Below are 13,294 nucleotides of genomic sequence, written 5' to 3' on the forward strand. Positions count from 1 at the left end.
GTGGCGGCGTTCGGTGTTGCTGCCTATCTGCGCGAACGCAGTCGCACGTCGCTCCGCTACGGCGCCTTCTTCGTGGCGTGGGGCGTCTCCTGGTTCGTTCTGGCAACCATGGTCATCCTGCCCGCCCTCAACCCGCAGGGACAGTGGGATTTACACCGATAATCTGTCGCTGCTGAACCAGATCACGGCGGGTGCCGGGGAGAAGATCCTCACTCTTGCCCTCCTCGCCCTGGCGGCGGGGATCATCGGCGTGAGGTCGCCGTGGATGCTCGTCATGGCGCCGACACTGGCGTGGCGCTTCGTCGGCAACGTCACCTACTACTGGGGATGGGAGTTCCACTATTCGGCACCCCTCATCCCCATCGCTGCCGTTGCCCTTATCGACGCCGCGAGAGGCCGCTGGTCGAGGATCGCCCCCCTCATCGCATTCATCACCTCGGTCGGGATGCTGACGCAGACGAACATCTCGATCCTGTGGGATCGCGACGGGTGGGAGGCTGACGCCTCCGGGGCACTCGCCGTGGCTCAGAGCTACGAGACTGTCGCAACCGACCTGTCTCTGCTGGCCTACCTTGCCCCACAGACGGACACCTACTGGTATGGGACGCTGGGGGAGGTTGAACCGGACGCGATCGCCGTCAACTGGTGGCGTCTGGGACGGGACGCCGAGGAGTGGGCTAAGGATCGCTTCGGCGGCGAATGGGCGACGGTGTATCGTCACGAACGCTGGCAGGTCATCGAACCGGTTCGATAGCGGGCGAACTTCCTCCCCATCGCAACCCTTTCAATGGCAAGATTGGGGTATGAGCGATCGCGCAGGAACCCAAGCACGTCCAGAAGACCTCATCGATGTTGACGAGGTATTGTCCGCCTACTACGACCGCGAACCGGTCGAGCCCGTCGTCTTCGGGACCTCCGGGCATCGCGGCTCATCGCTCGATGGCGCGTTCAACGAAGGCCATATCGCTGCCATGACCGCCGCCATCGTCGAATACCGCCGCGAGTGCGGCTACGACGGCGATCTGTACATCGGCCGTGACACGCACGCCCTGTCAGAGCCTGCCCAGCGCACCGCGATCGAAGTCCTGGCCGCCGCCGGGGTCAGGATCCGGATCGATGCTCGAAACGGATACACTCCCACGCCCGCCGTGTCGCTTGCTATCCTTCGGGCCAATGGCGCGGGGACGGAGGAGGGAGTCCGCACCGAGGGCCCGGGCCTTTCGGACGGCATCGTCATCACGCCCTCCCACAACCCGCCGCGAGACGGTGGTTTCAAATACAACCCGCCCACCGGTGGTCCCGCCGACTCGCAGGCGACGAAGAAGATCGCCGCGAGAGCGAATGAGCTCATGAAGGACTGGCGCGCCATCCCCCGCATGCCGTACGAGGAGGCCAGGGTTGCGCGGACGACATGCACGCACGACTTCCTGTCTGCCTACGTCGACGACCTCGAGAATGTCATCGACATGGAGGCGATTCGCCGCGCAGGTGTGAGCATCGGCGCCGACCCCATGGGCGGAGCATCCGTCTACTATTGGGGCGCGATCGCGGAGCGCTACGGGATCGACCTGACAGTGGTCAACCCAGACGTCGATCCGACGTGGCAGTTCATGAGCCTGGACTGGGACGGCAAGATCCGCATGGACTGCTCCTCCCCGTATGCGATGGCGGCGTTGCGCGAGCGCATGAGCGGAGATGCTCCGTTCGACATCGCCACAGGCAACGACGCTGACGCGGACCGGCACGGCATCGTCACCAGGGACGGCGGTCTCATGAATCCGAACCATTTCCTCGCGGTCGCCATCGACTATCTGTACACCCACCGGGATGGTTGGCGCACGGACGCGGGGATCGGCAAGACTCTTGTCTCCTCCGCCCTCATCGACCGAGTCGCGGCCGGCCTGGGCCGCCGTCTCGTCGAGGTTCCCGTCGGCTTCAAGCACTTCGTTCCGGGACTCTTGGATGGTTCTCTCGGCTTCGGCGGGGAGGAGTCCGCTGGTGCGTCCTTCCTCCGCAAGGACGGAACCGTGTGGACAACGGACAAGGATGGTCTCGTCATGTGCCTGCTCGCGGCCGAGATCACCGCCGTCACGGGCAAGACTCCCTCGCAGCTGCATGCCGACCTTGTCGCCACGTACAGCCCGTCTGCCTACGCCAGGATCGATGCCGCGGCATCGAAGGAGGAGAAAGAGAAGCTGGCCGCCCTCTCTCCCTCGGACGTCACGGCAACGGAGCTGGCCGGGGAGACCATCACCGATCGTCTCGTCACAGCCCCCGGCAACGGCGAACCGATCGGCGGGCTCAAGGTCACGACGGAGAACGCGTGGTTCGCGGCCCGTCCCTCCGGTACGGAGGACGTCTACAAGATCTATGCAGAATCCTTCAAGGGCGCTGATCATCTCTCCCAGGTCCAAGACGAAGCGAAGCGTGTCGTCTCAGCCGCGCTTGGGGGCACAACAGCCTCCTGAGTATGTGATGTCCTGCCGGAAACGGCAGGACATCACACCGTCACATGCGGAAGACTGCCGCGGCTGCGAGGGCGCCGAACGCGTTGAACGCCCAGTGGAGCCCGATGGGTGCGATGATCGAGTTGGAGCGGTGCCGCAGCCATGTGAAGGCCACGCCCGCCAGGGACGTCGCGAGCACTGCCAGGCCGATCCCCGCCCACTGTGCGCCAGTTCCAGAGCCCAGTGCGGCCGTCAGCCCCTCGTTGCCTGCCGTGAGGGACAGTGACGATGCGACATGCCAGAGGCCGAAGAGAAGAGAACCGGCCACGAAGACGGTCTTCATGCCGCCAAGACGGCGGAGCGAGCTGTGCAGGATGCCGCGGAAGGCAAGTTCTTCCGGGAGTACGGTCTGGATGGGAATGAGGACGAAAGCCGCGAGAAGCGCCTTCCGTGCAGAGGCATAGCCCTCGTCGAGGAAGAAGTCCCTCGTGAACGGCAGTAGGACACCTGCTATCACGCCGGCCGCAACGACTCCGGCCGCGATCCCGCCATAGGCGAGACCCTTCTTGACATAGCGGGGAGACAACCCGATCTCCGCCCACGTCAGTCCACGCGCCCGGCCGATCGCGAGAATCACGGCAACCCCAGCAGGCACGGTGAAGAACCAGACCGAGAGGGGCGAGAAGTGTGCGAGGGCATTCAGTCCCGCAAGGAGAGCGATCACGGCGAGAACTGTTCCCGCTTCGCGGGCACGGCTGCGCCCCACAACCGGGGCTTCGTGCATATCGAGGAGAGCTGTCATTGCTATGGAGTCTAAGTCTCCCCGCGCATGCACGACAGCGTTTCGGGAACATGTGCCCCAAACGGGGCCAGAGTTCTCCCAGGCTCTTTCCACAGCCCCTCAATGCCGGGTTCTCACCGTCCACAATGTCAACCGTTTCGCCATGACAACGCCGTATGCTTGACGTCATGGCACTCGCTGACGTCGCTCGACGACTCGAAGATTCCCTCAACCGTCGGGGCACGGTCAAACGCGTCAACAGGGGTTGGCGGCCCGCCATCATCGGTTTCACCGGCTATGGCTCGACCTCGTCGCTGCACGTGTTGGGGCGGGCCGTCATGGCCGATCCGGATAGCAAGCCGCTCTTCAAGCCGCCTCGACTCCCACCCGCAACGCACACGGTCCTCGGGCAGGTGAAGGAAGCTTTCGAGCAGGCCGAGAAGCTCTCCGAAACTGCGCAGCGGGGATGGCGGCAGTTCTTCACGACTCAGGTCGGCTTCCTGCCCGTCACCGTTCACGCCGGCGACAAGGTGATCTCCACTCGGACGGATCGGTCCGGCTATATAGATGTTCTCGTCCAGGATCACGGCCTCGAGCCGGGCTGGCATGAGGTGCGGATCGAGGCGGCCGCGGCGGAACCCATCACGGCGAAGGTCTTGGTCGTGAAGCCGACCGCCACGTACGGCATGGTGTCGGATATTGACGACACGGTCATGGTCACGTGGCTGCCCCGTGCGGCCCTTGCCGCATGGAACTCGTGGGTGCGGCACACGAATACGCGCAAGGCTGTCCCTGGGATGGCACGCTTCTACCGTGAACTGTTGGACGACCTGCCCGATGCTCCGGTCTTCTACCTGTCAACCGGGGCCTGGAACACGCTGCCCACGCTCGAGGTGTTTCTCACGCTCAACGGCTTCCCCACGGGCCCGCTCCTGCTCACCGACTGGGGCCCCACCCCCACCGGCATCTTCCGCTCCGGCCAGGAACACAAGAAGACACAGCTGCGCAATCTCATCATCACCTTCCCGGAGATCAAATGGTTCCTCGTCGGTGACGATGGGCAACACGACCCGATCATCTTCGATGAGCTGGCACGAGAGCATCCGCGTCACGTCGCCGGTATCGCCATTCGTCAGCTCAATCCCGTCGAGCAGGTCCTCTCACACGGCCTGACGGAAGCGATCGATGAGCGACGCTTCGACGACGACGAGGCGCGCTATGGGGTTCCGACAATCTCAGGGCAGGACGGCTTCGAGCTCATGGCCAAGATCGACGAGCTGGAGAAGGGCTGTCCCGGCCGATAGCGGTATCTGGCCGGGACCGTTCGATCCTCAGTAGCGGGGCCGGCACTTCTCCACGATCGTCTCACCCAGATCGGCAAGATCCTTGCCCGTCAACCCGGGCCAGCCGTGCACCTCGTAATCGGGTGCGACGTCCTCTCCGAAAGCGGCACCGAGGAGCGCGCCCGCGATCGCGGCCGTCGTGTCAGTATCAGATCCCTGGCGGACGGCCTCGAAAAGACCCTCACGGATCGGATCCTCACGATCCTTGGCCATCACGACAGCATGCCATGCGGATTGCATGGCCGTGATCGTGAAGGAATTCGCCTCCGGCCTGAAATCGGGCTCCTCCGCCTCCTGCAGCGTGGCGATCATGGAGGAATGAACATCGGGATGAAGGAGATCGAGGCCCGCGTAGATATCGATCCGTCCCGTCATGACAGCGTGGCGGATCGCCTCGGACCAGAGCACACACGTGTCCCCCACCATCGGGTCCGTGTGGGTGAGAGCCGCAATCTCACGGGCAGCCTGGGCCGTGAGCTCACGGTCGTAGAGGAACGCCAGACCAACCGGTGCGGTCCTCATGAGGGCACCGTTGCCAGCCGCACGGTCCGAGGTGGCGGAGAAATAGGCTGAGGCGGCCCGCAGACGCTGCGAGGCGGTTCCCTCGCGCCGTCGAGCATCGGCGAGAACCCGAGACGTCTGGATTCCGATATCGGTCGCCCCGTCCTTCGCCCATGCAAGAAACTTTGTCGCGATCTCGTCCTGTGCGGCCTGGGATGTCAGCCGGACTCCTGTCGCGGCAACCTGGGCGATACAGATCGCCATCTGCGTGTCATCAGACCACTCTCCCGGCTCGTAATCGCCCAGCCCGCCGCCGAGCGGCTGGGGGTCGCCCACGAGAGGGATCGTCTCGAACTCGTACGGGACGCCGAGAGCATCTCCAATCGCTGAGGCGAGCAGCGTCCCTCGGGCACGCTTCCTGACGGCATCGGTAATCTCTAGCGTCTCCATACATAGAGTTTAGAGAACTATTGCCACATTGTTAAGCAGTTGTGCCGAAAAGCAGACCGAGAGCAAAGGTGATGATGCCGGCGCTGTAGCCGATGAGGAGCTGCCTCATGGCGCGGGGGAACGGGGGCTTGCCGGAGAGGACGCCCACGACGCCACCGGTGAAGAGCAGGGCGATGCCGACGAGGACGGTCGCGATAAGAACGGCCACCATGCCGGAGGTGAAGATGAACGGGATGATGGGGATGACTGCACCGGTTGCGAAGAACAGGAAGGAGGAGGTGGCCGCACGCCACGGTGAGCCGATCTCCTCGAAATCAGCCGTGTGAGTGTCGAGGGCGTTCACGCTCTCCTGGGCGCGCATCTTCTCGAATGCCGCACCGGCGAGACGCTCCGCCTCGTCCTGGGACAGGCCGCGGGCACGATAGACGAGGGCGAGTTCGTTCGCGTCATAATCGAGCGCCGGAAGCAGGCTGTTCGAGTTCTCGTCCGGGGTCGAGGCGTCGAGGAGTTCACGCTGGGACCTTACCGACACCCATTCGCCTGCCGCCATCGACAGTGCGCCCGCAAGGAGACCCGACGCTCCGGTGAGGAGGACGGTCGAGTTGTCGATGCCGGCGGCGGCAACACCGATGACGAGGGCAAGGTTGGAGACGAGACCATCGTTCGCGCCGAAGACTGCCGCGCGGAAGGTGCCCGACATCGAGTTGCGGCCGCGCGTTGCAAGGGCCCGGATGACCTCCGCGTGAACGGCCTCATCCGCTGCCATCGACGGGGTACCCCAGTCGTCATCATCCGAGCGGCGTTCAGTGGCGCGCTCCTCGGAGGTCTGGATGAGTGCGAGAGCGAAGACGAAGCCGAACCAGCGCGCCAACAGCCCGAGGAGGAGCGTTCTGAAGGACGGACGCAGCGGCTTGCCCACCTTGTCGCCGAGAAGCATCTCCCAGTGCAGCGCGTGTCGCTTCTCCGCTTCGGCAAGTTCGAGGAGGATCTCTCGTTCCTCGCCATCGCGCTTCTGCGCGAGGCGCCGATAGATCCTGTATTCGGCAAGCTCTTCGGCGAGATTCCTCCGCCATTCCAGGATCTGACGGTCGCTTGCACTCTTCTTGCTCATCACCGATCTATTGTGTACCAGGGTCGGGCTCGGGATCTCTATTCGCTGCGAAGATGGAACGGTGATCACAGGCCGCCCGCCCTGATGAAAGTCACCAATCGCACGGCTGACAGGCGTAAGGTCGTGGTATGGCCGAGCATGGAGAAACAGCGGATACGCCAGTATTCGAGGAGTCGGACTCGACAATCCTCAAAGCGACGGGACGCTCCCAGGAGGAATGGTTCGAGCTCCTCGACGAGGCGGGTGCAGCATCGTGGGATCATGCCACGATCGCCCGCTGGTTGGGCGGCAAACACGAGGTCGATGCGTGGTGGGCGCAGGGCGTGACGATCCGCTATGAACAGTCTCGCGCTCCCGGCCACACGGGAGAGGGAAGCTTCGAGGTCAGCCACTCGAAGTCGATCTCGGCCGCCGCGACGGCCGTGTGGCCCTACGTGACGGACGATGATCTGCGCCGTGACTGGCTCGATCTGGAACTCAATGCTCTCTCCCAATCATCGGCATCGATCCGTTTCGATGGCGGGGAGCGAACGCGTGTCACGTTCTTCATCGAGCAGGCGCCGCCCACGAAGAGCGGACGCCCCCGGTGCCGGTTGAGCGTCACCCACACGCGCCTTCAGCGGGAGTCGGTGCAGGAGACGACCGAGTTCTGGACTGACTCCCTCAGCCGCCTGGCCGCACTCTTCGAGTAGCCCTGTTAACGGCTGAGACGGACGAGCACGCCTCGATGGTCAGAGTTTCCCACCTCGACGACGGCGGCCGCCTTTGTCGTCCAGTCCGTGAAGACATTGTCGATCGGTGATCCGAAGATCCCGGGGACAGATGCCGGCCATGTCCCATATCCGCCGACGTAGCCGTCGAGAGCCGACCGGCAGCTCGCACCAGTCGCCAGCATATGGTCGATGGTGGAGTTGAAATCACCAGCCATGATCGTATTGGCGGCTCCGCACTGGGCGTAGACACGTTCGATGTCCGATCGCCACGATTCCTCGAGGCCACGCACGGGGGCAACGGGGTGGACGGCGATGATGTCGGGGCCGCCCGAGACGGAGCGCAGATGGAGGGAACCCCAGGTCAGCCCGATATCGGGGCCTTGACGGTATTCGCCGAGAGCATCGGATAGTACGACGACCGTCGATTCGATCTCGGGATTGTACGGATCGGCTCCCGACGAGTAGACGGTGAAGCCCTGCCCTGCCGCCGCGAGTGAGGCGGCAAGAGCCTCCCCGTTCGCCGTGGATGTCTCCGACAGGACGACAACGTCAACGCCGTTGTCCATCACGATCGTCGCGATATCTGTCATCGCCGTCTCGCCGCCCAGCGTATTGTACGAGAGGACTGTTACTTCCCCGGTTCCCTCTGCCACGTGGGTGAGGCCGTAATCCGGTGGAAGCGCACCCGGGTTGTCCAGCCCTCGATCTGACAGAATGAGCAGATGTCCGCCGGCGATGGCGAGGAGACCGACGCCGAGGACAGCAATGAAGGCACCCTTGCGGAACATGAGGGCTCGAACGAGCGCCATGATGAGAACAATGATGCCGACGAGCCCACAGACAGCGGCGACAACACCGCGAACCGCGATCATCTGGTTGACCGGATAGATCAACGAGAGCGGTGTTCCGCCGACAGACACGAGCGATGGATCGAGCGTCAGCGCCCCCACCGCAAGGATCAGGACAACCAGCAATGCGTATACGTATTTCATCCACGCTCCTTCAGGCCCGATAATAGGTGACGATGCTGATATGAGTACCCGTGAATTACGGCGCGCCGCCGTTCCGACCATCATCTATCCCGATCTGCCAGTTTCGGCACGGCGGGACGACATTGCGAACGCGATCGCGAACCATCAGGTTGTCGTGGTCGCCGGCGAGACGGGTTCTGGCAAGACCACGCAGCTGCCGAAGATCTGTCTCGAACTGGGGCGCGGAATCGACGGCATCATCGGACACACCCAGCCGCGACGTATCGCGGCCCGGTCTGTCGCTGAACGCCTGTGCGACGAGCTCGGTGTGACGCTTGGCGAGCAGGTCGGCTACCAGGTCCGGTTCACGGATCAGGTCTCTGACACGACTCTGATCAAGCTCATGACAGATGGCATCCTGCTCGCGGAGATCCAGGGTGACCCGCTGCTGCGCAAGTACGACACGATCATCATCGATGAGGCACACGAACGGTCCCTCAACATCGACTTCCTCCTCGGATACCTCGCACAGCTCCTCCCTCAGCGCCCCGATCTGAAGCTCATCATCACGTCGGCAACGATCGATTCGGAACGGTTTGCTGAACACTTCGGACCCTGCCAAGCGGTGCCCGAAGAGTCCGCCCCGATCATCCACGTCTCGGGACGCACCTATCCTGTCGAGATTCGCTACCGCGAACTCGAGGACGGCGATCACATTGCCGGGATTGTCGACGGTGTCGACGAGCTGCTCGCCGAAGGCCCGGGAGACATCCTCGTCTTCCTCTCCGGGGAGGGCGAGATCCGCGACGCCGATAAGGCTCTCCAGGAGTCTCTGCGGGACTACGCGGCACCCGGTCACGGCAGACCGGGCTCGATCGAGGTGCTGCCCCTTTTCGCTCGACTCAGCGCTGCCGAGCAGCACAGGATCTTCGCGGCACACGACTGGCGCAGGATCATTCTCGCCACGAACATTGCCGAGACCTCCCTGACGGTTCCCGGAATCCGCTACGTCATCGACCCCGGAACGGCTCGCATCTCACGCTACTCGAACAAGACGAAGGTCCAGCGCCTCCCCATTGAGAGCATCTCCCAGGCGAGCGCGAACCAGCGGTCGGGCCGATGTGGGCGCGTCGCGGACGGTATTGCCCTGCGCCTCTATTCCGAGGACGATTTCCTGTCCCGGCCCGAGTTCACCGAGCCCGAGATCCAGCGAACCTCTCTCGCGTCCGTGATTCTGCAGATGGCGGCGCTGGGGCTGGGAGACGTGGCAAAGTTCCCGTTCGTCGACCCTCCCCAGATCACCGCCGTGCGGGCAGGCCTGCAGCTTCTCGACGAGATCGGCGCGATCCGATCCGGCAGACTCACCGCCATCGGTTCGAAGCTGGCCCGCCTGCCCATCGACCCTCGTCTCGGACGGATGCTTGTCGAGGCGCAGCGAAACGGAGTCGTCTCCGAGGTGCTCGTCATCGTCGCGGCACTCTCCGTTCAAGACGTTCGGGAACGTCCCGCTGAGAAGCGCCCCGAGGCAGATGCCTACCACGATCGCTTCACCGATCCGCATTCCGATTTCATCGGCTACCTCAACGTGTGGCGCTACCTCAACGTCATGGAGCGGGATCTCTCCGGTTCCGCATTCCGGCGACTGTGCCGTGCCGAGTACCTCAACTACCTGAGGTTCCGTGAGTGGCGGGACGTCGTCCTGCAGCTGCGCCACGTGGGGCGCTCCCTTGGCGCGAACCGGATCGGCATCCCAAGCTCCCGCATGATCGACGAAGCGGGCGACGTGGCGACCGCCGTGCGCGCCTTCGACCGTTCGAAGACGGAGGAGATCCACAAGTCCCTCCTCGTCGGCCTCCTCTCCTCCCTCGGATCGTGGGATGAGAGGAAGCGAGACTATGAGGGTTCGCGCGGATCGCGCTTTATCATCTGGCCCGGGTCGGGGCTCGCGAAGAGGCACCCTGCGTGGGTCATGGCAGCCGAACTCGTCGAGACCTCCCGATTGTTTGCGCGCACCGTCGCCCAGATCGAACCCGAATGGGTGGAACCCTTGGCCTCCCACGTCATGAACAGGGTTCATTCCGAACCGTTCTGGTCGACGAAGCTCGGGGCCGCGATGGTGCATGAAAAGGTCATGCTGTACGGCATGACTCTCATCGCGGACAGGCAGGTTCTCCTCTCGAAGGTGGGAACGATCCAGGCCCACGAGCTTGCCCGGGAGATGTTCATTCGGCACGCGCTTGTCGAGAACCAGTGGCGCGATAACTGGCATCCTTTCATCGCGGCCAACAAGGCCGCCATCGAGGAGGCTCGAGAGGTTGAGCGTCGCCGCCGCGTGCACGGCCTGCTTGCAGACCAGCGTGACCTCGAGAGGTTCTTCGATGAACGGATACCCGGCGATATCGTGTCGGCAGCCCACTTCAACGCCTGGTACAAGAAGAACAAGAAGTCTGTCGACCTGTGCTATCCGAGGGCGCTCCTGCTCGGTGAGACGGAAGCAAGGGCAGAGGACTATCCGGACACGTGGGTGCAGCGCGGACACTCCCTCTCGATCGACTACGACTTCAATCCGGGCGGCCGTCGTGACGGGATGACGATCACCGTTCCCGTCACGCTTCTGCCGCAGCTCACGGACGACGGTTTCGACTGGCTCGTTCCCGGCATGATTCCCGAACTCACCGAGGCAACGATCCGATCCCTGCCCAAACGGATCCGCCGCGAACTGGTCCCAGCCCCGGACGTGGCCCGCGCCATCCTCGAACGGCTGCCCGCGTGGGCGGATGTGAGCGGAGGAGAACCCGGTTCACCCTCGTTCCGGGAAGCCTTCGCTGCCGCGGTCCAGGATCTTCGCGGAGTGAGCATCGACGAATGGGGGGACCTGCCCTCACACCTGTCCGTCACATTCCGTGTCGTCTCTGGCCGCGGCAAGGTTCTCGCCGAAGGCCCCTCGATCGCGCACCTTCAGAAGAAGCTCGCACCCGATACTCGCCAAGCCGTCTCGACGGCCGTGAAGAAAGCCGTCGCATCAGCGATCAGACCATCCCTGCCCGAGACGGGGTTCGGCCCTGACGGGCTGCCGCTGTCCGTGGAGGCAGGCAACGCCAAGGGTTATCCTGCACTCGTGGAACGCGGCGGGACCGTGCGAGTCGACGTCGTCGATACGCCGCGCGCCCAGGCGCGAGAACACCGCCGCGGCGTCCTTGCCCTGGCAGTCCAGCAGGTCGCTCTGCCGGTTGCCCGGGTCACGTCCCGATGGTCTCCCACCCTGTCGTTGACGATGGCGGGGTCACCGTACTCATCGACAGAATCACTCGTTGCCGACCTGCAGTGGGCCGCGGTCCGCAACCTGGCAGGGCCGGTCACCGGTATCCGCACCCAGGAAGCATTCGATGCGGTGATCGTGAAGATTCGCGACTCGGTCGAGGATGAGGTGTTCCGTCTCGCGCAGATCACGGGCCGTATCCTCACGGCATGGCGGGACGTGCTCGCAGACATCGAACACGCTCCACCATCCATGGCAGGCGTCCGCGTTGATGTCCGGGAGCACGTCGATGGTCTCGTCTACGACGGCTTCCTCAAGGAGACACCCGGCGAATGGCTGCCCCATCTGCCCCGCTATCTCGCCGCCGCGTCTGTCCGCTTGACGACGAGTCTTGATCTCGCGGCGGACGATGAGAAGGCACACCAGGTCATGGAGGCGGAGGACTACCTTCGAAGCTTCACACCCGCGAGCGCGGAGGAGGACGCCGCCGCGGTCCGGGCACGGTGGCTCATCGAGGAGCTGCGGGTCTCGCTCTTCGCGCAGAGGCTGGGAACATCGGTCAAGGTGTCACTGCCCCGCATCCGCAAGCTCCTCAGCTAGAGGATGCTTTCCCAGAACTCACAGGAGGATGAGGAGGGCTGCCACGACGGCCAGGACAGCTGTCGCGCCCGCCCATCCCCACATCGCGGCAGGGAAGGGATTGGCTGCCCCTGATCTGGCGGGTTCCGCTTCGATGAGAGGTTTGAGCGGGTCGCGCGGTTTGAACAGGTCGTCGAGGAACGTGTCGATCGTTCGCGGTTCAGGCTGCGGGGAGGGCGCGGCGACGGGGCCAAGATCGAGCGGGGCCGCATGGGGCGGATGGTAGTGTCCGTCCGTGCCGTCCGACGCACTCACGGCAGCTCCATGAGAGTGTCGTACGCGGGGGAACGAATAAGGTTGACGCGGAGATAACCGCCCTCGGGCACGTCCTTGGGGACTTCGAAATACAGCCATCCGTCGTATTCGTAGTCCGCAATGCCGGCACTGCTCAAGCATCCCGTGCCGCAGTAGTGTTGCGTATATTCCTGCCCGCTCGGGGTGATGTAGGAGAAGAGGAACGCGTCCTCGAGGAGAGTGGCGTTATCCGTCGATTCAACCGCCAAATCAATTCCCACATACTTCATCCCGCTGTTCGGAGCCGGCATGCTCGTCGACTCGTCGGCCTGCGCCCCAGCATCCCACGCGGTGCCTTCGACATCGACTGTCCACGTCACAAAGTCCGCGGTGCCCTCGAACAGTCCCCCGGGGGACACGATCGTCATGTCCGAATATCCGACATGGGTGTGCGGGTCGAAGCTCTCTCCGCCCGTCGAATGCTGCCCATCCACGGCGGCGATGACGAGCATGCCGCAGAAGACGACGACGGCGCCGATGCTTGCCCACGCCCACCACGGCATCATCCCGGTATCCCGCTCGTGCCCGAGAACGGCAGGCTGACCATCCCTCACGATCGGCGCCTGAGGAGGAACAGCTCCATTGACCCCTACGGGGGCCTGCCAGGCCGTCATCGGCCGGCCCATGGTCAACGGCGGCTGTGGACCCTGGAACGTGTAGGGCGGCTGCGGCATGGGAGGACGCCGCGTCGAGGGTGGGCGTGCGGGGGGCTGGCGTGAAGGTGTCGGGGCGGAGCCGTCCCCTTCAATCTCTGGATCCCATGTCGCGTCTGATGCCACCGTCAC

At 64.0% G+C, this 13,294-nt stretch carries 12 protein-coding genes; 6 read left to right on the plus strand and 6 right to left on the minus strand.

Annotated features, from left to right (window positions below):
- The 3 genes from H2O75_RS10415 to pgm are packed head-to-tail and all read left to right on the plus strand — an operon-like array spanning position 1 to position 2,468.
- Positions 1-162 (plus strand): hypothetical protein, encoded by a 162-nt coding sequence (locus H2O75_RS10415; protein ID WP_374971574.1) that lies wholly within the window; start codon positions 1-3, stop codon positions 160-162.
- Positions 163-205: 43 nt separating this feature from the next.
- Positions 206-754, plus strand: a complete 549-nt coding sequence (locus tag H2O75_RS10420; protein ID WP_374971584.1) for a hypothetical protein — start codon at positions 206-208, stop codon at positions 752-754.
- Positions 755-803: 49 nt separating this feature from the next.
- Positions 804-2,468: a phosphoglucomutase (alpha-D-glucose-1,6-bisphosphate-dependent) gene (gene pgm / locus H2O75_RS10425; protein WP_182171738.1), complete on the plus strand. Its 1,665-nt coding sequence runs from the start codon at positions 804-806 to the stop codon at positions 2,466-2,468.
- Between the two features lie 40 nt (positions 2,469-2,508).
- On the opposite strand, the gene H2O75_RS10430 is transcribed toward pgm, so the two are convergent.
- On the minus strand, positions 2,509-3,249 hold the full coding sequence (locus H2O75_RS10430) for a CPBP family intramembrane glutamic endopeptidase (protein WP_182171741.1): 741 nt from the start codon (positions 3,247-3,249) through the stop codon (positions 2,509-2,511).
- A gap of 167 nt (positions 3,250-3,416) precedes the next feature.
- Here H2O75_RS10430 and H2O75_RS10435 point away from each other — a divergent pair, with 167 nt between their 5' ends.
- Positions 3,417-4,532 (plus strand): App1 family protein phosphatidate phosphatase, encoded by a 1,116-nt coding sequence (locus H2O75_RS10435; protein ID WP_182171744.1) that lies wholly within the window; start codon positions 3,417-3,419, stop codon positions 4,530-4,532.
- A gap of 27 nt (positions 4,533-4,559) precedes the next feature.
- Here the strand turns inward: H2O75_RS10435 and H2O75_RS10440 are convergent, their stop codons facing one another.
- Entirely contained in the window at positions 4,560-5,522 is a 963-nt protein-coding gene (locus H2O75_RS10440; RefSeq protein ID WP_182171747.1) for an ADP-ribosylglycohydrolase family protein, read from the minus strand.
- A gap of 31 nt (positions 5,523-5,553) precedes the next feature.
- The gene (locus H2O75_RS10445) at positions 5,554-6,633 is read right to left on the minus strand and encodes a VIT1/CCC1 transporter family protein (protein WP_182175230.1); all 1,080 of its coding nucleotides are present in this window, start codon (positions 6,631-6,633) and stop codon (positions 5,554-5,556) included.
- Positions 6,634-6,761: 128 nt separating this feature from the next.
- On the opposite strand from H2O75_RS10445, the gene H2O75_RS10450 reads away from it, so the two are divergent.
- The gene (locus H2O75_RS10450; protein WP_182171750.1) at positions 6,762-7,325 is read left to right on the plus strand and encodes a hypothetical protein; all 564 of its coding nucleotides are present in this window, start codon (positions 6,762-6,764) and stop codon (positions 7,323-7,325) included.
- 5 nt (positions 7,326-7,330) lie between these two features.
- Here the strand turns inward: H2O75_RS10450 and H2O75_RS10455 are convergent, their stop codons facing one another.
- Positions 7,331-8,338, minus strand: coding sequence for an endonuclease/exonuclease/phosphatase family protein (locus tag H2O75_RS10455; protein WP_182171753.1), 1,008 nt, complete (start codon positions 8,336-8,338; stop codon positions 7,331-7,333).
- Positions 8,339-8,378: 40 nt separating this feature from the next.
- Here H2O75_RS10455 and hrpA point away from each other — a divergent pair, with 40 nt between their 5' ends.
- Positions 8,379-12,176 (plus strand): ATP-dependent RNA helicase HrpA, encoded by a 3,798-nt coding sequence (gene hrpA / locus H2O75_RS10460; protein WP_182171756.1) that lies wholly within the window; start codon positions 8,379-8,381, stop codon positions 12,174-12,176.
- An 18-nt stretch (positions 12,177-12,194) separates the two neighbouring features.
- On the opposite strand, the gene H2O75_RS10465 is transcribed toward hrpA, so the two are convergent.
- Together H2O75_RS10465 and H2O75_RS10470 are read right to left on the minus strand one after the other, a co-directional pair.
- On the minus strand, positions 12,195-12,470 hold the full coding sequence (locus H2O75_RS10465; protein ID WP_182171759.1) for a hypothetical protein: 276 nt from the start codon (positions 12,468-12,470) through the stop codon (positions 12,195-12,197).
- A complete protein-coding gene (locus H2O75_RS10470) occupies positions 12,467-13,294 on the minus strand; it encodes a DUF4352 domain-containing protein (RefSeq protein WP_182171762.1) in 828 nt (275 codons plus the stop codon). The genes H2O75_RS10465 and H2O75_RS10470 overlap by 4 nt, the downstream gene beginning before the upstream one ends.

Origin of the sequence: Flaviflexus equikiangi (assembly GCF_014069875.1) — a bacterium.
GTDB classification, from domain to species: Bacteria; Actinomycetota; Actinomycetes; order Actinomycetales; family Actinomycetaceae; genus Flaviflexus; species Flaviflexus equikiangi.